20 protein-coding genes are annotated in these 20,709 nt (G+C 70.0%); 16 read left to right on the forward strand and 4 right to left on the reverse strand.

Translation table 11 applies throughout. The annotated features are described in order from the left end of the window. Nucleotides 1-15: 15 nt before the first annotated feature. Nucleotides 16-1,215 carry a cyclic dehypoxanthinyl futalosine synthase gene (gene mqnC, locus DT019_RS31255; RefSeq protein ID WP_114040335.1) on the forward strand — a complete coding sequence of 400 codons (1,200 nt, stop codon included), beginning with the start codon at nucleotides 16-18 and terminating at the stop codon, nucleotides 1,213-1,215. A gap of 14 nt (nucleotides 1,216-1,229) precedes the next feature. Next, nucleotides 1,230-1,865, forward strand: a complete 636-nt coding sequence (locus DT019_RS31260) for an imidazolonepropionase-like domain-containing protein (protein WP_114040336.1) — start codon at nucleotides 1,230-1,232, stop codon at nucleotides 1,863-1,865. Between the two features lie 4 nt (nucleotides 1,866-1,869). Here the strand turns inward: DT019_RS31260 and DT019_RS31265 are convergent, their stop codons facing one another. Continuing rightward, nucleotides 1,870-2,874, reverse strand: a complete 1,005-nt coding sequence (locus DT019_RS31265) for a chitinase (protein WP_114040337.1) — start codon at nucleotides 2,872-2,874, stop codon at nucleotides 1,870-1,872. A gap of 123 nt (nucleotides 2,875-2,997) precedes the next feature. Between DT019_RS31265 and DT019_RS31270 the strand changes: the two genes are divergently transcribed. Further along, a complete protein-coding gene (locus DT019_RS31270; protein WP_114040338.1) occupies nucleotides 2,998-3,690 on the forward strand; it encodes a demethylmenaquinone methyltransferase in 693 nt (230 codons plus the stop codon). A gap of 39 nt (nucleotides 3,691-3,729) precedes the next feature. Here DT019_RS31270 and DT019_RS31275 read toward each other — a convergent pair whose 3' ends face one another. Further along, nucleotides 3,730-4,266 (reverse strand): GNAT family N-acetyltransferase, encoded by a 537-nt coding sequence (locus tag DT019_RS31275; RefSeq protein ID WP_114040339.1) that lies wholly within the window; start codon nucleotides 4,264-4,266, stop codon nucleotides 3,730-3,732. A gap of 101 nt (nucleotides 4,267-4,367) precedes the next feature. Here DT019_RS31275 and DT019_RS31280 point away from each other — a divergent pair, with 101 nt between their 5' ends. Then, complete coding sequence (locus DT019_RS31280; RefSeq protein ID WP_114040340.1) at nucleotides 4,368-5,651, forward strand: geranylgeranyl reductase family protein; 1,284 nt, start codon at nucleotides 4,368-4,370, stop codon at nucleotides 5,649-5,651. A gap of 13 nt (nucleotides 5,652-5,664) precedes the next feature. Here the strand turns inward: DT019_RS31280 and DT019_RS31285 are convergent, their stop codons facing one another. Next, nucleotides 5,665-6,207, reverse strand: coding sequence for a hypothetical protein (locus tag DT019_RS31285; RefSeq protein ID WP_114040341.1), 543 nt, complete (start codon nucleotides 6,205-6,207; stop codon nucleotides 5,665-5,667). Nucleotides 6,208-6,353: 146 nt separating this feature from the next. Beyond that, nucleotides 6,354-7,178, reverse strand: coding sequence for a C40 family peptidase (locus tag DT019_RS31290; RefSeq protein ID WP_114040342.1), 825 nt, complete (start codon nucleotides 7,176-7,178; stop codon nucleotides 6,354-6,356). A gap of 720 nt (nucleotides 7,179-7,898) precedes the next feature. Here DT019_RS31290 and DT019_RS31295 point away from each other — a divergent pair. From DT019_RS31295 to nuoL, 12 genes are read left to right on the forward strand one after another with little or no spacing between them, the layout of a single operon-like run. Continuing rightward, nucleotides 7,899-8,258 (forward strand): NADH-quinone oxidoreductase subunit A, encoded by a 360-nt coding sequence (locus DT019_RS31295; protein ID WP_030494815.1) that lies wholly within the window; start codon nucleotides 7,899-7,901, stop codon nucleotides 8,256-8,258. Between the two features lie 17 nt (nucleotides 8,259-8,275). Beyond that, the gene (locus DT019_RS31300; protein WP_114040343.1) at nucleotides 8,276-8,830 is read left to right on the forward strand and encodes a NuoB/complex I 20 kDa subunit family protein; all 555 of its coding nucleotides are present in this window, start codon (nucleotides 8,276-8,278) and stop codon (nucleotides 8,828-8,830) included. Continuing rightward, nucleotides 8,827-9,543 (forward strand): NADH-quinone oxidoreductase subunit C, encoded by a 717-nt coding sequence (locus DT019_RS31305; protein WP_114040344.1) that lies wholly within the window; start codon nucleotides 8,827-8,829, stop codon nucleotides 9,541-9,543. Before DT019_RS31300 ends, DT019_RS31305 begins: the two co-directional genes overlap by 4 nt. Beyond that, entirely contained in the window at nucleotides 9,543-10,877 is a 1,335-nt protein-coding gene (locus tag DT019_RS31310; RefSeq protein ID WP_114040345.1) for an NADH-quinone oxidoreductase subunit D, read from the forward strand. Before DT019_RS31305 ends, DT019_RS31310 begins: the two co-directional genes overlap by 1 nt. Nucleotides 10,878-10,894: 17 nt before the next feature. Further along, nucleotides 10,895-11,707, forward strand: coding sequence for an NADH-quinone oxidoreductase subunit NuoE (gene nuoE / locus DT019_RS31315; protein WP_114040381.1), 813 nt, complete (start codon nucleotides 10,895-10,897; stop codon nucleotides 11,705-11,707). Continuing rightward, nucleotides 11,707-13,068 carry an NADH-quinone oxidoreductase subunit NuoF gene (gene nuoF, locus DT019_RS31320; protein ID WP_114040346.1) on the forward strand — a complete coding sequence of 454 codons (1,362 nt, stop codon included), beginning with the start codon at nucleotides 11,707-11,709 and terminating at the stop codon, nucleotides 13,066-13,068. Before nuoE ends, nuoF begins: the two co-directional genes overlap by 1 nt. Then, nucleotides 13,065-15,593, forward strand: coding sequence for an NADH-quinone oxidoreductase subunit G (locus tag DT019_RS31325; protein WP_114040347.1), 2,529 nt, complete (start codon nucleotides 13,065-13,067; stop codon nucleotides 15,591-15,593). Before nuoF ends, DT019_RS31325 begins: the two co-directional genes overlap by 4 nt. After that, nucleotides 15,590-16,942: an NADH-quinone oxidoreductase subunit NuoH gene (gene nuoH, locus DT019_RS31330; protein WP_114040348.1), complete on the forward strand. Its 1,353-nt coding sequence runs from the start codon at nucleotides 15,590-15,592 to the stop codon at nucleotides 16,940-16,942. The genes DT019_RS31325 and nuoH overlap by 4 nt, the downstream gene beginning before the upstream one ends. Next, nucleotides 16,935-17,624 carry an NADH-quinone oxidoreductase subunit NuoI gene (gene nuoI / locus DT019_RS31335; protein ID WP_114040349.1) on the forward strand — a complete coding sequence of 230 codons (690 nt, stop codon included), beginning with the start codon at nucleotides 16,935-16,937 and terminating at the stop codon, nucleotides 17,622-17,624. Before nuoH ends, nuoI begins: the two co-directional genes overlap by 8 nt. Further along, nucleotides 17,621-18,439, forward strand: a complete 819-nt coding sequence (locus DT019_RS31340) for an NADH-quinone oxidoreductase subunit J (protein WP_114040350.1) — start codon at nucleotides 17,621-17,623, stop codon at nucleotides 18,437-18,439. Before nuoI ends, DT019_RS31340 begins: the two co-directional genes overlap by 4 nt. Next, entirely contained in the window at nucleotides 18,436-18,735 is a 300-nt protein-coding gene (gene nuoK, locus DT019_RS31345; RefSeq protein WP_114040351.1) for an NADH-quinone oxidoreductase subunit NuoK, read from the forward strand. Before DT019_RS31340 ends, nuoK begins: the two co-directional genes overlap by 4 nt. A gap of 15 nt (nucleotides 18,736-18,750) precedes the next feature. Beyond that, nucleotides 18,751-20,706: an NADH-quinone oxidoreductase subunit L gene (gene nuoL / locus DT019_RS31350; RefSeq protein ID WP_114040352.1), complete on the forward strand. Its 1,956-nt coding sequence runs from the start codon at nucleotides 18,751-18,753 to the stop codon at nucleotides 20,704-20,706. The last annotated feature ends 3 nt before the right edge of the window (nucleotides 20,707-20,709 follow it).

Raw genomic sequence — 20,709 nt, forward strand, 5'->3', positions numbered from 1 at the left:
AAAGGGACACCCCCGGTGACTGAGAAGGCCGATCTTCAGTCCGTTCTCGACCGTGCCGCCGAGGGCGGGCGGATCACCCCGGAGGAAGCGCTGGACCTGTACCGGTCCGCGCCGCTGCACGCGCTCGGCGCCGCCGCCGACGCGGTGCGCCGCCGCCGGTACGCGGGTACCGAGCACATCGCGACGTACATCATCGAGCGGAACATCAACTACACGAACGTCTGCGTGACGGCGTGCAAGTTCTGCGCCTTCTACGCCGCGCCCAAGGACACCGCCAAGGGCTGGACCCGCGACCTCGACGACATCCTGCGCCGCTGCGCGGAGACCGTCGAGCTGGGCGGCACCCAGATCATGTTCCAGGGCGGCCACCACCCCGACTTCGGCGTCGAGTACTACGAAGAGCACTTCGCCGCGATCAAGAAGGCCTACCCGCAGCTGGTCATCCACTCCCTCGGCGCCTCCGAGGTCGAGCACATGGCCCGCATCTCCAAGGTGAGCGTGGAAGAGGCGATCAGCCGCATCCACGCCGCCGGACTCGACTCCTTCGCGGGGGCCGGCGCCGAGCTGCTGCCCGAGCGGCCGCGCAAGGCGATCGCCCCGCTCAAGGAGTCCGGCGAGCGCTGGCTGGAGATCATGGAGACCGCGCACGGCCTGGGTGTGGAGTCCACCTCCACCATGCTCATGGGCACGGGCGAGACCAACGCCGAGCGCATCGAGCACCTGCGCATGATCCGCGACGTGCAGGACCGCACGGGCGGCTTCCGCGCGTTCATCCCGTACACGTACCAGCCGGAGAACAACCACCTCAAGGGCCGCACCCAGGCGACGCTCTTCGAGTACCTGCGCATGATCGCCATCGCGCGGCTGTTCTTCGACAACATCGCCCACATCCAGGGCTCCTGGCTCACCACCGGCAAGGAGGTCGGCCAGCTGTCGCTGCACTACGGCGCCGACGACCTCGGCTCGGTCATGCTGGAGGAGAACGTCGTCTCGTCGGCCGGTGCCAAGCACCGCTCCAACCTCATCGAGATGATCGACATGATCCGCAAGGCGGACCGTGTGCCCGCCCAGCGCGCCACCACCTACGAGCACCTCGTCGTGCACGACGACCCGGCGAACGACCCGGTCGACACGCGCGTCCAGTCGCACATCTCCTCGACCGCGATCGAGGGCGGCACCGCCCACCCGGAGCTGAAGCTCCTCGCCTCCAACTGAGGCGTGTTCCTGACGTGCTGACGCTCCACGCGGCCGAGCTGGTGCTGCCCGGGGACTCCACCGAGATCCCGGGCGGCGCGGTCCTGGTCGACGGCGACCGGATCGCGGCGATCGGCCCGTACGAGGACGTCGCGGCCGCGCACCCCGCCGCCCGCGTCCGCCGCTGGCCCGGCCTGCTCACGCCCGGCCTGGTCAACCGGCACGGCACGGCCCTGCTCGAACACACCTACTTCCCGGACGACCCCTTCGAGGCCGACGAGCTCGGCACCGAACCGCTGACCGGTACCGCGCTCGCCGCCCTCGCGCCGAGCGAGTCCCGCCGGGGCAACAGCGCGCGGCGCTGCACCCAGAAGCTGCTGGCCCGCGGTGTGGTCGCGGTGGCGGCCCGGCTCACCACCCCCTCGGTGCGAACCGCCGTGCACCGCGCGGGGCTCGAGGTGCTGCCGGGCGGTGCGGCCGAGGGCCCGGCCGTGCTCGACCCGCTGGCCGCGGCCTCCCCCGCCGCCGCCTTCCGCGCCCCGCTCGTGGTGGGCGCCCCCGCCCGGTTCGCGGTGTTCGCGGTGCCGGACGAGGCCGCTCTGCTCGCCCAGGGGGCCGGGACCTGTGTCGCCACCGTCATCGGCGGACGGCTGCTGCACCGGCGCCGCTAGCCCCTCAGCTCCCCGACAGCGCCTTCGCGAAGGCGCCCGGCGCCTGGTCGACACCACTGCAACTGGCCTGCGCCACAGCAGAGTTGACGCCATCGGCACACTTCTGGTCGCGGTAGGTCACCCACAGGGACACCCGGCCGACGCCCTTGTCCTTCGTGAACCCCCGTACTTTCGCGGCGTCGTCGAGCGTGAACGTCTCGCCCTTCACGTCGTTGACGCCGATCATCGACGTGACCCCGAGCCCCTGCCAGGCCGCCTGGTCGGACAGGCCCAGGACCCGCTGGAGCTGGCCGTGCGCGGCGGTCGCGGCCCGCACCGCGTAGTCGCCCATGTTCCCGCCGAACGACGTGCCGTAGTTCATCGTCATCACGTTGACGGTGGAGACCTTCACCCCGTGGTCCTTGGCCGACTTCAACAGGGCCACGCCCTCAGGTGTGAGTCCCGTCGGCATCACCGCGAGCGTGAACGTCACCTTGAGGCCCCGCTGCTTCTGGAGCAGGGCTATCGCCTCGGCCCGCCGGGTGAGCGCGGCGGAGTCGGCCAGCGCCGCGCCCTCGATGTCGAAGTCGGCCTCGGTGGCCCCGGCCGCGTCCAGCGCCGAGCCGTAGGCGGCCGCCAGCTCCGTGGGCGTCCCGCAGGTCAGCGCCAGTTCCTTGCCGGCCTGCCCGCCGAAGGACACCCGCACCGCGGCGCCCGACGTGCGCAGCGCGGCCGCCCGGTCCTTGACGTCCTGGTCCACGATGGCGGTGTCGTCGTCCCACACCGCCCGGCAGGTGTTGCCGTGGGCGATGGCGAACGCCAGGTTGTAGACGGCAGGGGAGCCCACCGCGTCGGTCGGCGTGGCCGTGGTGGCGCTGACGTAGGGGGAGTACGTGCTGTTCAGGGCCGCGCGCGGGACCGGCTTGGACGGGACGGCCGGGGCCGCGTCCGGGGTCGCGGAGCACCCCGCGCACATCAGCGCGGCCACGGCACCGACCCCCGCCACCGGCACCCTCAGGAAACTCCGCATGTCGTGCGCACCCGCTCTCGTGACTCCGCGCCCCGTGGCACGGAAAGGAGAATGTACGTTCCCCGGCTGTGCCGGTGAGGGCCGGGCACCCGGGCGCGAGCCGCGTCCTGCTTGAATGGAAGCGTGACCCGCGCATCCCTGGACAAGCAGCCGCACGAAGTCGCCTCGATGTTCGACGACGTCGCGGCACACTACGACCTCACCAACGACGTGCTCTCCCTCGGGCAGACCCGGCTGTGGCGCAAGGAGGTCGCGAAGGCGGTCGACGCGCGCCCCGCGCAGAAGGTGCTCGACCTCGCGGCGGGCACGGCCACCTCCTCGCGGCCGTTCGCCGCGGCGGGCGCGTACACCGTGCCCTGCGACTTCTCGCTAGGGATGCTGCGGGTCGGCAAGGAGCGCCAGCCCCACATGCCGTTCACGGCGGGCGACGCGACGAAGCTGCCGTTCCGCGACGACACCTTCGACGCGGTGACCATTTCCTTCGGGCTGCGCAACGTCCAGGACACGGACGCCGCGCTGCGCGAGATGTACCGGGTCACCAAGCCGGGCGGCCGGGTCGTGATCTGCGAGTTCTCGCAGCCGACGTGGAAGCCGTTCCGGACGGTGTACACCGAGTACCTGATGCGGGCACTGCCCCCGGTGGCCACGGCCGTCTCGTCCAACCCGGAGGCGTACGTCTACCTCGCCGAGTCGATCCGTGCCTGGCCGGACCAGAGCGCCCTCGCGAGCAGGCTCCAGGAGGCCGGCTGGGCCAAGGTGGCCTGGCGCAACCTCACCGGCGGGGTCGTGGCGCTGCACCGCGGGTTCAAGGCCTGAGCGCGGCGGTGCGGGGGCGCGGCCCCCGCACCCCTTCGCTCAACCCGCCAGTTCCAGGCGGAAACAGAGCGCGTCCACCCCGAGCTTCCGGGACGGGTACGTTCTGGACAGGGTCATCCCGAGCCGTTCCGCCACCGCCACCGAGCGGGCGTTGTCCGGATGGATCATCGCCACCACGTGGGAAATCCCGGCGGCGCGCACCCGGTCCAGGGTCGCCCGCGCCGCCGCCGTCGCGTATCCGCGGCCCCAGCGCGCGCGGTCCAGACGCCAGCCGATCTCGATCTCGCCGACCGGACCCCAGTCGTCCAGGGGCCACGGCTGGGCACCGGTGAAGCCGATCACCTCGCCGTCCTCGTCCAGCATCGTCCACAGGCAGAAGCCGTGTTCGGCGTCGTGCTTGCGCTGGCGGGCGGTCAGCTCCTCGTAGACGGAGACCTCCGCCGAGGCGCCGCCGTGGAACTCCATCACGTCGGGGTCGTCGAAAACCCGGTGCCAGGCGTAGGCGTCCTCCTCGGTGGGCACGCGCAGCCGCACGGCGGGCAGGGACTTCTCCGGCACGGGGGACACAGAGCTCATGGCGTGGGCAACCCTTCGCGATGTCGATCAACAGCCACCCATAGACTGCACATGTCCTGTGCTTCTCGGCACGCAAATTCGAGTCTTCGGGAGATCCCGCTGTGACCGAGCCGCTCTCCGAACACACCGCGGACGTGATCGTCGTCGGCGCCGGCCCGGCCGGTTCGACGACCGCGTACTACCTGGCCAAGGCCGGACTCGACGTGCTGCTCCTGGAGAAGACCGCCTTCCCGCGCGAGAAGGTGTGCGGCGACGGCCTGACCCCGCGCGCCACCAAGCAGCTGGTCTCGATGGGGATCGACATCTCCGAAGAGGCGGGCTGGCTGCGGAACAAGGGCCTGCGGATCATCGGCGGCGGCGTCCGGCTCCAGCTCGACTGGCCCGACCTCGCCTCGTACCCGGACTACGGACTCGTGCGCAAGCGCGACGACTTCGACGAGCAGCTGGCCCGGCAGGCGCAGAAGGCCGGGGCGCGGCTGTACGAGCGCTGCAACGTGGGCGCCCCGATCATCGACGAGCGCAACGGCCGCATCACCGGCGTCAACGCCAAGCTCGGCGAGGAGAAGACCCCGGTCACCTTCCACGCCCCGCTCGTGGTCGCCGCCGACGGCAACTCGACGCGGCTCTCGCTCGCCATGGGACTGCACCGCCGCGAGGACCGCCCGATGGGCGTCGCCGTGCGGACGTACTTCACCTCGCCGCGCCACGACGACGACTACCTGGAGTCCTGGCTGGAGTTGTGGGACCGGCGCGGCCCGCAGGACCGGCTGCTCCCGGGCTACGGCTGGATCTTCGGCATGGGCGACGGCACGTCCAACGTCGGCCTCGGCATCCTCAACTCCTCCTCCGCGTTCCGGGAGCTGGACTGGCGCGAGATCCTCAAGGCGTGGTGCGCCTCCATGCCCGAGGACTGGGGCTACACCCCCGAGAACATGACGGGCCCGATCCGCGGCGCCGCCCTGCCGATGGCCTTCAACCGCCAGCCGCACTACACCAAGGGCCTGCTGCTCGTGGGTGACGCGGGCGGTCTGGTCAACCCGTTCAACGGCGAAGGCATCGCGTACGCCATGGAGTCGGGGCAGATCGCGGCGGACGTCATCGTGCAGGCGCACGCCCGCGCGACGCCCTCGCAGCGCGAACTGGCGCTGCACGCCTACCCGAAGATCCTCAAGGACACCTACGGCGGCTACTACACGCTGGGCCGCGCCTTCGTGAAGCTCATCGGCAACCCGAAGGTCATGAAGATCGCCACCCAGCGCGGGCTCACCCACCCGATGCTGATGAAGTTCACGCTGAAGATGCTGGCCAACCTCACCGACCCGACGGGCGGCGACGCGATGGACCGCATCATCAACGGCCTCTCGAAGGTGGCCCCCAAGGCCTGAACCGGGTCCGCCGCTAGCTGCGGCGCTCCACCGTGTCCGTCCAGCGGACGGGGACCTCTCCGGCGAACCGGGACAGACCGGTGCGCAGTTCATCGGCGGAGAGGTCCCCGCCCTGGCGGCGCGCCACGTACTCGTGCCGCTTGCCGCTGTGCAGCGTCACCCACACCGCGCGGTGGTGCTCGTAGCCGCCCGCTGTGCTCTCGTCCCCGTGCTCCCAGATGGCCACGGTGCCGACCTCGATCTCCCGCACCTCGGACCAGGGCGCGTCGAAACGCGTGGCGAGGTGTATCCCGGTCGCGTCCGCGCGGATGACCGGCCGCACCGCGCCGTACACGCACGCGAGGACGAGGAACGTGCCGGCGCCCAGGACGAACAGGGCGAAACCCCACCCGAAGGCGAGCTTGGACCAGTCGACCGGGCCGTGCCACGGGCGGATGCCGGTGAGCATCCACAGGCCGAACACCACGAACACGATCCCGATGGCGGCGAACATGCCGAGCCCGTCGGCGTAGACCTCGTACGGCTGCGGATCCGCGTCCCGAACCTGCTCGTCCATGCGCCCACCCCCTGATAGGTGAACTCTGCCCGCCGACAGGCAGAGTTCAACACATTCCGGGCATGCCGAAGGGCCGTGGCTCCCGAGCGGGGGAGCCACGGCCCTTGCAGGCGGTGCGGATGCGGCTCAGAAGGCCGCTGGGCGCCTCAGAGAATGCGGACGGCGCCGGTGGGCTGGTCCCAGTCCATGCTGCGCTCCACGACGCCGGTGGAGGAGTTCTGCGCGCCGACGAACTTGCCGCCGCCCACGTAGATCGCCACGTGGTACGCGGAGCCGGAGCTGCCCCAGTACAGGACGTCGCCCGGCTGGAGGTTGGACAGCGAGACCTGGGTGCCGGTGGCCGACTGGTCCTGCGAGACGCGCGGCAGGTCGACGCCGGCCTGACGGTAGGCGGCCTGCACGAGACCGGAGCAGTCGTACGCGCTGGGGCCGGTGGCGCCGGAGACGTACGCCTTGCCGACCTGGGCCAGCGCGAAGTTCACGATGGCGGCGGCGGAGCCGGTCGCGGTCGAGGACTTGAAGGACGCGCTGCCCGAGGTGGTGCCGGCGGAGGCGCTGAGCGTGGTGCGCTCGGAGGAACGGGAGGCGCGCGCGGCGGCGTCGGCCTTGGCCTTCGCCTCGGCGTCGGCCTTCGCCTTGGCCTCGGCGGCCTTCTGGTCGGCGTCGTCCTTGGCCTTCTTGGCGTCCTTGGCGGCGCTGGACGCGGCGGCGTCCCGGGCGGCCTGGAGCTGGAGGTCGGCGGCGACCGTCTTGGTGGCCTGCGCCGTGGCGGCCGCGGTGGTCGCGAGGTCGCCCGTCAGCGTCGGCATCTCGATGGTCTCGGTCACCGGCTGAGCGGCGATGGCGGGAGCGGCCGCACCTGCCAGCGCGATGGTGCTGAGTACGCCACCGGCAACTCCGGCCCGGAGCGTGACCTTCGAGGCGCTGCGGCGGGGCTTCCGGTGGCTGGGTATGTGAGCGGTGTGGGACATGGGTACAACCGCTATCAGGGGTACAGGGTTCCCTTCAAGAAACGTGTGCTGCGCCACAGTTGATGGCGGACGCGCCGAATCCGCTTCTTGCCAGCACTTATTGACGCCGTAACGGACAAACCTGGCACGCGCGATCAGGGCTGTGATCATGTGTTTTCCATGAAACGCCCGAATTGCCCGGCGCTTACCATCCCCTCACGTCGATGGCCAAGCCCCGTTGATTCAGCACCGGTTGACGAGTGACGCAGGTCACATCGCGGGAGATCCAGTCGGCCGAAGGGGCGAGGCGGCTCTCGTGAAGGTGTGCACACGTCCACCTTTCGGCGCCGAAGTCCCTCTCGCGAGTGACGAGCGGCCGCTTATCACCGGATGGCCGTCCACCGCCAATTTGCCTGTAGCGCACATCCCTTGATAACGCCAGACGGCCGACGACCAGCGGCAACACCATCGAATGTCACGTCTCGTGATCACTCAGGCGCTTCGCGTATGAAGATCACCGCTCATCCGACTTCATGATCCTTCGTCAGGTGGTGGAGATCACAAAGGCGTTGTCGCACCCCGTGTCGCAGATCACAGACCGCCGGGCATAGGATGCGGGGCAGTCGGGCTTGTGAACTGCCTCACATGTACGCGATCTTCTCGCAAAACGGGAGGCGGAGAGGCGTTCGTGAAGCCCGTGTGCGGTCCAACGGTCAAGGACGACTGGAAGGAGCGAGGAGCGTGAATGCCTACGCGCCCATCCTCGTGCTCGGCGCCCTCGGGGCAGGGTTTGCGATCTTTTCCGTGGTCATGGCCACGCTAATCGGTCCAAAAAGGTACAACCGGGCGAAACTTGAGGCGTACGAGTGCGGCATCGAACCCACTCCCACGCCGGCCGGCGGCGGCCGCTTCCCCATCAAGTACTACCTGACGGCGATGCTCTTCATCGTCTTCGACATCGAGATCGTCTTCCTCTACCCCTGGGCCGTCACCTTCGACGCCCTGGGGCTTTTCGGGCTCGTGGAGATGCTGCTCTTCGTGCTCACCGTCTTCGTCGCCTACGCGTATGTGTGGCGGCGCGGCGGCCTGGAATGGGACTGAGGGGCTGAGGGGCACCTATGGGACTCGAAGAGAAACTGCCTAGCGGCTTTCTGCTGACCACCGTTGAACAGGCCGCGGGCTGGGTGCGCAAGGCGTCCGTCTTCCCCGCCACCTTCGGCCTGGCCTGCTGTGCCATCGAGATGATGACGACCGGTGCGGGCCGCTACGACCTGGCCCGTTTCGGCATGGAGGTCTTCCGCGGCTCCCCGCGCCAGGCCGACCTGATGATCGTGGCCGGCCGGGTCAGCCAGAAGATGGCGCCGGTGCTGCGGCAGGTCTACGACCAGATGCCCAACCCCAAGTGGGTCATTTCCATGGGGGTTTGCGCCTCATCGGGCGGAATGTTCAACAATTACGCCATTGTTCAGGGTGTTGACCACATTGTCCCGGTTGATATCTACCTGCCCGGCTGCCCACCCCGGCCCGAGATGCTCCTGGACGCCATCCTCAAGCTCCACCAGAAGATCCAGGGCTCCAAGCTCGGGGTCAACCAGGAGGAAGCGGCCCGCGAGGCGGAGGAGGCGGCCCTCAAGGCGCTTCCCACCATTGAGATGAAGGGGCTGCTGCGGTGAGCTCTCCCGACACTCCGGAACAGAACGGCGTGCCCGCCCAGCGCGACGACACCGGCGAGGTCATCGGCGTACGCAAGGGCATGTTCGGGGCCGCGGACGGCGGCGACACCAGCGGCTACGGCGGCCTCGTGCGCACCGTCGCGCTGCCCGGCGCCGCCTCGCGGCCCTACGGCGGCTACTTCGACGAGGTGGCCGACGAACTCGAAGGCGCGCTGGAGGAGCAGGACCTGCTGCCCGGCAACGCCATCGAGAAGACGGTGGTCGACCGCGGCGAGCTGACCTTCCACATCGCGCGCGAGCACCTCGTACGCGTCGCCCGCACCCTGCGCGACGACCCCGCCCTGCGCTTCGAACTCTGTACGGGCGTGAGCGGCGTCCACTTCCTCGGGGACACGGGGCGCGAGCTGCACGCCGTCTACCACCTGCGGTCCCTGACGCACGGCCGGCTCATCCGGCTCGAAGTGAGCGCCCCCGACAGCGATCCGCACATCCCCTCGCTCGTCGAGGTCTACCCGACCAACGACTGGCACGAGCGCGAGACGTACGACTTCTTCGGCATCGTCTTCGACGGCCACCCCGCCCTCACCCGGATCATGATGCCGGACGACTGGCAGGGCTTCCCGCAGCGCAAGGACTACCCCCTCGGCGGCATCGCGGTCGAGTACAAGGGCGCCCAGATCCCGGCTCCGGACCAGCGGAGGTCGTACAGCTGATGTCCACATCCAACGGAACGTCGCAGGCGTCCGCCCGCGAGACCACCGAGGGGACCGTCTACACGGTCACCGGGGGCGACTGGGACGAGGTCGTCCAGTCCGCGGCGAAGGCCGACGACGAGCGCATCGTCGTCAACATGGGTCCCCAGCACCCCTCCACGCACGGCGTGCTCCGGCTGATCCTGGAGATCGAGGGCGAGACCGTCACCGAGGCCCGCTGCGGAATCGGTTATCTGCACACCGGCATCGAGAAGAACCTCGAATTCCGCACCTGGACGCAGGGCACCACCTTCGTCACGCGCATGGACTACCTGACGCCGTTCTTCAACGAGACGGCGTACTGCCTCGGTGTCGAGAAGCTCCTCGGCATCACCGACCAGATCCCCGACCGGGCCTCGGTCATCCGCGTCCTGCTCATGGAGCTCAACCGGCTCTCCTCGCACCTGGTGTGCATCGCGACCGGCGGCATGGAGCTGGGCGCGACCACGATCATGATCTACGGATTCCGGGATCGTGAACTCATTCTCGACCTCTACGAGCTGATCACCGGCCTGCGCATGAACCACGCGTTCATCCGCCCCGGCGGGCTCGCCCAGGACCTGCCCCCGGGCGCCATGGACCAGCTCCGCGAGTTCGTGAAGACCATGAAGAAGAACCTGCCGGAGTACGACAAGCTCGCCACCGGCAACCCCATCTTCAAGGCCCGTATGCAGGACGTCGGCTACCTCGACCTGACGGGCTGCATGGCGCTCGGCGCCACCGGGCCCATCCTGCGCTCGGCCGGCCTGCCGCACGACCTGCGCAAGACCGACCCGTACTGCGGCTACGAGACCTACGACTTCGACGTCCCGACCGCAGACACCTGCGACTCCTACGGCCGCTTCCTGGTCCGCCTGGAGGAGATGCGCCAGTCGCTCAGGATCGTCGAGCAGTGCCTGGACCGGCTTCAGCCGGGACCGGTCATGGTCGAGGACAAGAAGATCGCCTGGCCCGCGCAGCTCGCGCTCGGACCGGACGGACTCGGCAACTCCCTCGACCACATCAAGAAGATCATGGGCACCTCGATGGAGTCCCTGATCCACCACTTCAAGCTGGTGACCGAGGGCTTCCGGGTCCCGGCCGGACAGGCCTACACCGCCGTCGAGTCGCCCAAGGGCGAACTCGGCGTGCACGTCGTCTCCGACGGCGGCACCCGCCCCTACCGGGTCCACTTCCGCGACCCGTCCTTCACCAATCTGCAGGCCATGGCGGCCATGTGCGAGGGCGGCCAGGTCGCCGACGTCATCGTCGCCGTCGCGTCCATCGACCCCGTGATGGGAGGCGTCGACCGGTGACAGACATCCAACTGGGCATGCCTCAACTGCCCGCGCCCGACTACCCGGCCGATGTACGCGCCCGGCTCGAAGCGGACGGCAGGGAGATCATCGCCCGCTACCCCGACAGCCGCTCCGCGCTGCTGCCGCTGCTCCACCTCGTCCAGGCGGAGGAGGGCCACGTCACGCGCACCGGCATGGCCTTCTGCGCCGACCTCCTGAAGCTGACGACGGCCGAGGTCACCGCCGTCGCCACCTTCTACTCCATGTACCGCCGCAAGCCGTCCGGCGACTACCAGGTCGGGGTGTGCACCAACACCCTGTGCGCGGTCATGGGCGGCGACGCCATCTTCGACGAGCTGAAGCGGCACCTCGGCGTCGGCAACAACGAGACCACCGACGACGGCAAGGTGACGCTCGAACACATCGAGTGCAACGCCGCCTGCGACTTCGCGCCCGTCGTGATGGTCAACTGGGAGTTCTTCGACAACCAGACCCCCGAGAGCGCCAAGCGCCTCGTCGACGACCTGCGCGCGGGCCGCCAGGTCGAACCCACCCGCGGCGCCCCCCTGTGCACGTACAAGGAGACCGCGCGCATCCTGGCCGGCTTCCCCGACGAGCGCCCCGGCGCCGTCGCCGCGACCGGCGGCGCGGGCCCGGCCTCACTGGTCGGCCTGCGGCTGGCCAGGGGCGAGACGCCCGCGGCCCGCGTGGTCCACCCGCGCGGCGAGGCAGCGCACGACGAACCCCAGCCGGGCGCCCAGCACTTGAGCTCCCACGACGCACCGCAGCCGACCTCGGCGTCCGACCCCGAGCACCCGGCGGGTCCGGTCAACGAGGAGGGGGAGTGATGACCTTGGCAACCGAGATCGAGGGAAACGGGAACGGGAGCAGCCCCGAGAAGCTCCTGGCACCCGTCCTCTCCGCCTTCTGGGACCAGCCCGAGTCCTGGACCCTGGAGACCTACCGCCGCCACGACGGCTACGAAGGCCTGCGCAAGGCGCTCGCCATGACGCCGGACGACCTCATCGCGTACGTCAAGGACTCCGGTCTGCGCGGCCGCGGCGGCGCGGGCTTCCCCACCGGAATGAAGTGGCAGTTCATCCCGCAGGGCGACGGCAAGCCGCACTACCTGGTGGTCAACGCCGACGAGTCGGAGCCCGGGACCTGCAAGGACATCCCGCTCCTGTTCGCCAACCCGCACTCCCTCATCGAGGGCATCGTGATCGCCTGCTACGCGATCCGCTCCTCGCACGCCTTCATCTATCTGCGCGGCGAAGTCGTCCCCGTACTGCGGCGGCTGCACGAGGCCGTGCGCGAGGCGTACGCGGCGGGCTTCCTCGGCAAGGACATCCTGGGCAGCGGCCTTGACCTCGAACTCACCGTGCACGCGGGCGCGGGCGCGTACATCTGCGGCGAGGAGACCGCACTCCTGGACTCGCTCGAAGGCCGGCGCGGCCAGCCCCGGCTGCGCCCCCCCTTCCCCGCGGTGGCCGGTCTGTACGCGTGCCCCACTGTCGTGAACAACGTCGAATCCATCGCCTCGGTTCCCGCGATCCTGCACCGGGGCAAGGACTGGTTCACATCCATGGGCAGCGAGAAGTCCCCGGGCTTCACGCTGTACTCGCTGAGCGGGCACGTCGCGAGCCCCGGCCAGTACGAGGCGCCGCTCGGCATCACCCTGCGCCAGCTGCTCGACATGAGCGGCGGGATGCGGCCCGGCCACCGGCTCAAGTTCTGGACGCCGGGCGGCTCCTCGACCCCGATGTTCACCGACGAGCACCTCGACGTGCCGCTGGACTACGAGGGCGTGGGCGCGGCCGGGTCGATGCTCGGCACCAAGGCGCTCCAGTGCTTCGACGAGACGACCTGCGTGGTGCGGGCCGTCACCCGCTGGACCGAGTTCTACGCCCACGAGTCCTGCGGCAAGTGCACCCCGTGCCGCGAAGGGACGTACTGGCTGGTCCAGTTGCTCCGCGACATCGAGGCGGGCAAGGGCTCGATGGAAGACCTCGACAAGCTGAACGACATCGCCGACAACATCAACGGCAAGTCGTTCTGCGCGCTCGGCGACGGCGCCGCCTCGCCGATCTTCTCCTCGCTCAAGTACTTCCGCGACGAGTACGAGCAGCACATCACGGGCAAGGGCTGCCCCTTCGACCCCGCCAGGTCCACGGCCTGGGCGGACGACAGCACGGAGGTGAACGCATGACTGTGACGACGAGTAGCGCTTCCTCCGGGGGCGGCGAGGCGGCCGTGCCGGCGGAGGATCTCGTCTCGCTGACCATCGACGGCATCGACATCAGCGTCCCCAAGGGCACCCTGGTGATCCGCGCCGCCGAACAGCTCGGCATCGAGATCCCGCGGTTCTGCGACCACCCCCTGCTCGACCCGGCCGGCGCCTGCCGCCAGTGCATCGTCGAGGTCGAGGGCCAGCGCAAGCCGATGGCGTCCTGCACCATCACCTGCACCGACGGCATGGTGGTCAAGTCCCAGCTCTCCTCGCCGGTCGCCGAGAAGGCCCAGCGCGGCGTGATGGAACTCCTCCTGATCAACCACCCGTTGGACTGCCCGGTCTGCGACAAGGGCGGCGAGTGCCCGCTGCAGAACCAGGCGATGCAGGTCGGCGACACGGACTCGCGTTTCGAGGGCCGCAAGCGCACCTACGAGAAGCCGGTGCCGATCTCCACCCAGGTGCTCCTGGACCGCGAGCGCTGCGTGCTGTGCGCCCGCTGCACCCGGTTCTCCAACCAGATCGCCGGCGACCCGATGATCGAACTGATCGAGCGGGGCGCGCTCCAGCAGGTCGGCACCGGCGAGGGCGACCCCTTCGAGTCGTACTTCTCCGGGAACACCATCCAGATCTGCCCGGTCGGCGCCCTCACCTCGGCGGCGTACCGCTTCCGCTCACGGCCCTTCGACCTCGTGTCGTCGCCGTCGGTGTGCGAGCACTGCGCGGGCGGCTGCGCGACCCGCACCGACCACCGGCGCGGCAAGGTCATGCGGCGACTGGCGGCCGAGGACCCGGAGGTCAACGAGGAGTGGCTCTGCGACAAGGGCCGGTTCGGCTTCCGGTACGCGCAGCAGCCGGACCGGCTGACCACGCCGCTGGTACGCGACGCCGCCACGGGTGAGCTCGCACCGGCGAGCTGGCCCGAGGCGCTGGAGGCGGCCGCCGCCGGGCTGTCCGCCGCGCGCGGCCGGGCCGGGGTGCTCGCGGGCGGACGCCTGACCGTCGAGGACGCCTACGCCTACGCCAAGTTCGCGCGGATCGCCCTCGACACCAACGACGTCGACTTCCGGGCCCGCGTCCACTCCGCCGAGGAGGCCGATTTCCTGGCGGCCCGGGTCGCGGGACACGGCCGCGACCTCGACGGGCGGGGCGTCACCCACACCTCCCTGGAGAAGGCGCCGGCCGTCCTGCTGGTCGGCTTCGAGTCCGAGGAGGAGGCGCCCGGCGTCTTCCTGCGGCTGCGCAAGGCCTGGCGCAAGCACGGCCAGCGCACCTACGCGCTCGCCACCCACATGACGCGCGGCCTGGAGAAGGCGGGCGGCACCCTGCTGCCCGCCGCGCCCGGCACCGAGACCGAGTGGCTGGACGCGCTCGCGGGCGGCGTCGGCCTGGACGCCGACGGCGCGAAGGCGGCCGAGGCCCTGCGCGCCCCGGGCGCCGTCCTCGTCGTCGGCGAGCGGCTCGCCGGCGTGCCCGGCGCGCTGACCGCCGCCGTACGCGCCGCCACGGCGACCGGCGCCGAACTGGTGTGGATCCCGCGCCGGGCCGGCGAGCGCGGCGCGGTGGAGGCGGGCGCGATCCCGTCGCTGCTGCCCGGCGGCCGCCCGGCCACCGACCCGCGCGCCCGCGAGGAGGTCGCCTCGGCCTGGGGCGTACGTGAACTCCCGCACCGCTACGGCCGCGACACCGGCCAGATCGTCGAGGCCGCGGCCACCGGCGAACTGGGCGCGCTGGTCGTCGCGGGCGTCGACCCGGCGGACCTGCCGGACCCGGCGCGGGCCCGCCAGGCCCTCGCGGAGACGTTCGTGGTCAGCCTGGAGCTGCGGCCCACCGAGGTCACCGCCCACGCGGACGTGGTCCTCCCGGTCGCGGCCGTCGTCGAGAAGTCCGGCACCTTCCTCAACTGGGAAGGCAGGGCGCGCCTGTTCGAGGCCGCGCTGAAGCCGGAGCAGATGACCCGGGCCCTGGCCCCGACCGACGCGCGGGTGCTGCACATGCTGGCCGATGTCCTGGCCCGCGCCGGAGGCGCTGGGGAACACAGTCACTTCGCGCTGCCCGATGTCCGGGCCGTACGCCGTGAGATGACGCGGCTCGGCACCTGGGACGGACCGCGCGCGAGCGAGCCCCTGGAGCCGGCGCAGCCGCTGCCCCGGCCCGCCGAGGGCGAGGCGGTGCTCGCCGGGCACCGGCTGCTGCTCGACCAGGGCTCGCTCCAGGACGGCGACGAGGCGCTGGCGGGCACCCGGCACGCCGCCGTGGCCCGGCTGTCCGCGGCCACCGCGGCCGAGGCCGGCGTCAAGGACGGCGACCTGCTCGAAGTCACCGGTCCGTCCGGCCACGTCCGCCTCCCGCTCCAGGTGAGCGAGATGCCCGACCGGGTGGTGTGGCTGCCGCTGAACTCCGTCGGCGCCGGCGTCACCGCGGACACCGGCGCGGTCCCCGGACAGGTCGTGCGGATCGGCCCGGCCGTTACGCAAGCCCCCTCGGAGGTGGTGGAGGCGTGATCACGCTCGCTGCGGAGGACCTCTCCCTGTTCGGCCGCGATCCCTGGTGGCTCGTCGTCGTCAAGGCGGTCTTCTGCTTCGCCTTCCTGATGGTGACCGTGCTGTTCTCCATCGTGTGGGAGCGCAAGGTCGTCGCCTGGATGCAACTGCGCATCGGCCCCAACCGCCACGGCCCCTGGGGCATGCTCCAGTCGCTCGCCGACGGCATCAAGCTGATGCTGAAGGAAGACGTCATCGTCAAGCGCGCGGACAAGGTCGTCTACGTGCTGGCCCCGATCATCGCCGCGATCCCGGCCTTCATGGCGATCGCCGTGATCCCGTTCGGGCCCGCGGGCAACGAGGTCTCGATCTTCGGCCACCGCACCACGATGCAGCTCACCGACCTGCCGATCGCCATGCTCTACGTGCTGGCGGTGGCCTCGGTCGGCATCTACGGCATCGTGCTCGCGGGCTGGTCGTCCGGTTCGACGTACCCGCTGCTCGGCGGTCTCCGCTCGTGCGCGCAGATGATCTCGTACGAGATCGCCATGGGCGCGGCGTTCGCCTCGGTGTTCCTCTACTCGGGGTCGATGTCGACCTCGAAGATCGTCGAGGCGCAGGGCGACCGCTGGTACATCGTGCTGCTGCCGGTCTCCTTCATCATCTACATCATCACGATGGTCGGCGAGACCAACCGGGCGCCGTTCGACATGCCGGAGTCCGAGGGCGACCTGGTCGGCGGCTTCAACACCGAGTACTCGTCCATCAAGTTCGCGATGTTCATGCTCGCCGAGTACGTCAACATGGTCACCGTCTCGGCCGTCTCGGTCACCCTCTTCCTCGGCGGCTGGCGGGCCCCCTGGCCCATCAGCACCTTCTGGGCGGGCGCGAACCACGGCTGGTGGCCGATGCTCTGGTTCGTCATCAAGGTCCAGCTGCTGCTCTTCTTCTTCATCTGGCTGCGCGGCACCCTGCCCCGGGTCCGCTACGACCAGCTGATGAAGCTGGGGTGGAAGGTCCTCATCCCGGTCTCGGTGCTCTGGCTGATGCTGGTCGCGACCGTCCGGGCGCTGCGCAACGACGGCTACGACTTCTCGAAGATCGTGCTGTACGTGGGCGGCGCGGTGGTCGCCGTGCTGCTCCTCTCCTTCGTCGCGGACGTCTTCCGCGGCAAGAAGGAGGACGCGCAGGCGCAGACGCCGTCCGCCGCCTTCGACCCGATGGCCGGCGGGTTCCCGGTGCCGCCGCTGCCCGGACAGACCCTTCCGCCCGTACCCCGCCGACGGCCGCGCCACGAGCGCGAGTTGATTGTCAGTGGTGGCGTCGATACTGAGAGTGACCGAGAGGGAAGGGAGGGCGACGGTGTCTGAGTCATCGACCGGGAAGTCGGAGAAGTCCGCGAAGCCCGGGGAGTCGGGGAAGCCCGGAGAGTCGGGGGAGAAGTTCCTCAACCCGGTGGCCGGCTTCGGCGTGACCTTCAAGGCCATGTTCAAGAAGCGGCTGACCGAGCAGTATCCGGAGCAGCAGAAGGTCACAGCGCCGCGCTTCCACGGCCGCCACCAGCTCAACCGGCACCCGGACGGCCTGGAGAAGTGCGTGGGCTGCGAGCTGTGCGCCTGGGCCTGTCCGGCCGACGCCATCTATGTGGAGGGCGCGGACAACACGGACGAGGAGCGCTACTCGCCGGGCGAGCGCTACGGCCGGGTCTACCAGATCAACTACGCCCGCTGCATCCTGTGCGGCCTGTGCATCGAGGCCTGCCCCACCCGGGCGCTGACGATGACCAACGAGTTCGAGCTGGCCGACTCCTCCCGCGAGAACCTGATCTACACCAAGGAGCAGCTGCTCGCCGGGCTCGACGACACCATGGTCGACACCCCGCACGCGATCCATCCGGGCATGGACGAGCAGGACTACTACCGGGGCCTGGTCACCGAGGCCGCGCCCGGCACCGTCCGGCAGGTGGCGCTCAGCAAGGGCGAGCGGCCCCAGGAGGGCGCATCCACCTTCGGTGAGGACGAGCCCGCGTCCCGGAAGGTGGTGGGCGCATGAGCGCGGTGCTGGCCGCCGCGGCCGCCTCGCACACCTCCACGGGCGAGGCCTTCCAGTTCTGGGTGCTCGGCACGGTCGCCGTGATCGGCGCGCTGTGCACCATGCTCATGAAGAAGGCCGTGCACAGTGCGCTGTGCCTGGCCGGGACCATGATCATCCTCGCGGTCTTCTACCTCGCCAACGGGGCGTACTTCCTGGGAGTCGTCCAGATCGTCGTCTACACCGGCGCGATCATGATGCTGTTCCTCTTCGTCGTCATGCTGGTGGGCGTCACGGCCGCCGACTCGCTGAAGGAGACGATCAAGGGCCAGCGCTGGTGGGCCGCGGCCTGCGGGCTCGGCTTCGGGGTGCTCCTCGTCGCGGGCATCGCCAACGCCTCGCTGAAGACCTTCACCGGCCTCGGCCAGGCCAACGCCAACGGAAACGTCGAGGGTCTCGCCGCCCTCATCTTCACCAAGTACGTCTTCGCCTTCGAGATCACCGGCGCCCTGCTGATCACCTCGGCGGTCGGCGCGATGGTGCTCACCCACCGGGAGCGCACCGAGCGCGCCAAGACCCAGCGGGAGATGTCCGAGGAGCGCGTACGCGGCAAGCACCTGCCCCCGCTGCCCGCCCCCGGCGTCTACGCCCGGCACAACGCGGTGGACATCGCGGGCCTGCTCCCCGACGGCACCCCGTCGGAGCTCACCGTCAACCAGACGCTCCGCGGCCGCGGCCAGATCCGTGACGTGTCCGACGAGGCGCTCGCCGACCTCAAGGCCCTGGAGCAGCGCTCCGAGGAGCGGCTCGGCCGGGACGAGGAGGCGGTCAAGTGAATCCGGTCAACTATCTCTATCTGTCAGCCCTGTTGTTCACCATCGGCGCCGCCGGAGTGCTCATCAGGCGGAACGCGATCGTGGTCTTCATGTGCGTCGAGCTGATGCTCAACGCCTGCAACCTCGCGTTCGTCTGCTTCTCCCGGCTGCACGGCAACCTCGACGGCCAGATCATCGCGTTCTTCACGATGGTCGTCGCCGCCGCGGAGGTCGTGGTCGGGCTCGCGATCATCGTGTCGCTCTTCCGTTCCCGCCACTCGGCCTCGGTCGACGACGCCAGCCTGATGAAGCTGTAAGGGGTCGCTAGAACCGTGGGAAACACAGACAACCTCATCGCCCTGCTCATCGCGGCGCCTCTGCTCGGAGCGGCCGTACTGCTGTGCGGCGGACGGAGACTGGACGGGATCGGCCACTGGCTGGGCACGGTGCTCGCGGGCGCGTCCTTCGTCCTGGGCGCGGTGCTCTTCGTCGACATGCTGGGCCGCCCGGCCGACGGCCGCACGGTGACCCAGCACCTGTTCAGCTGGGTTCCGGTGGCGGGTTTCCAGGCCGACATCGGCTTCCACCTCGACCAGCTGTCGATGACCTTCGTCCTGCTGATCACCGGTGTGGGCACACTGATCCACATCTACTCGATCGGCTACATGGAGCACGACGAGAACCGCCGCCGCTTCTTCGCCTACCTGAACCTGTTCCTCGCGGCGATGCTGCTCCTGGTCCTCGCCGACAACTACCTGCTGCTCTACGTCGGTTGGGAAGGCGTGGGCCTCGCGTCCTACCTGCTCATCGGCTTCTGGCAGCACAAGCCCAGCGCGGCGACCGCCGCCAAGAAGGCGTTCCTGGTCAACCGGGTCGGCGACATGGGCCTGTCGATCGCCATCATGGTGATGTTCACGACCTTCGGCTCGTTCGCCTTCTCCACCGTCCTCGGTGAGGCCGGCGGGGCGAGCTCGGGCCGCGACACCGCCATCGGCCTGATGCTGCTGCTCGCCGCGTGCGGCAAGTCGGCACAGGTGCCGCTGCAGTCCTGGCTCGGCGACGCGATGGAGGGCCCGACCCCGGTCTCGGCCCTGATCCACGCGGCGACGATGGTGACCGCGGGCGTCTACCTGATCACCCGCTCCGGCGCGATCTTCAACGCGGTGCCGGACGTGCAGACGGCGGTCGTGGTCGTGGGCGCGGTCACGCTCCTGTTCGGTGCGATCGTCGGTTGCGCGAAGGACGACATCAAGAAGGCGCTGGCCGGCTCGACGATGTCGCAGATCGGCTACATGATCCTGGCCACCGGCCTCGGCCCGATCGGCTACGCCTTCGCGATCATGCACCTGGTGACGCACGGCTTCTTCAAGGCCGGGCTGTTCCTCGGCGCGGGCTCGGTCATGCACGGCATGAACGACGAGGTCGACATGCGCAAGTACGGCGGCCTGCGCACGTACATGCCGGTCACCTTCGTCACCTTCGGCCTCGGCTACCTCGCGATCATCGGCTTCCCCGGCCTGTCCGGCTTCTTCTCCAAGGACAAGATCATCGAGGCGGCGTTCGCCAAGGGCGGCGCCGAGGGCTGGATCCTCGGCGCGGTCACCCTGCTCGGCGCCGCGATCACCGCGTACTACATGACGCGCGTGATGATCCTGACCTTCTTCGGCGAGGAGCGCTGGAAGCACGCGAAAACGCCGTCGCCGGACCAGCCGAGCGTGGAACCCGCCGCCGAGACCCGGGGCGCCCACGACGCGCCGCACCCGCACGAGTCCCCGAAGTCCATGACGATCCCCATGATCGTCCTCGCCTTCGGCTCGGTCTTCGCGGGCGGCGTCTTCGGCATCGGCGACCGGTTCGTGAAGTGGCTCGAGCCCATCACCTCGTTCGACCACGGCGATTCGCCGGTCGGCCAGTGGACGGTCACCGCCGCCACCATCGTCTGCCTGCTGATCGGCGTGGGCCTCGCGGTCGCCCAGTACGGCCGCGGGCCCGTCCCGGCCGTCGCCCCGCGCGGCTCGCTGCTCACCCGGGCCGCCCGCCGCGACCTGCTCCAGGACGACTTCAACCATGTGGTCCTGGTCCGCGGCGGCGAGCACCTGACCCGCTCGCTCGTCTACCTCGACCACAGCCTGGTCGATGGGGTCGTCAATGGAACCGCCGCCTCGGTCGGCGGGCTCTCCGGCCGGCTGCGCAAGCTGCAGAACGGCTTCGCCCGCAGCTACGCGGTCTCGATGTTCGGAGGTGCTGTGGTGATCATCGCCGCGACTCTGCTGATGAGGGCGGTGTAACGC

This window comes from Streptomyces sp. SDr-06 (assembly GCF_003324565.1).
GTDB lineage: Bacteria > Actinomycetota > Actinomycetes > Streptomycetales > Streptomycetaceae > Streptomyces.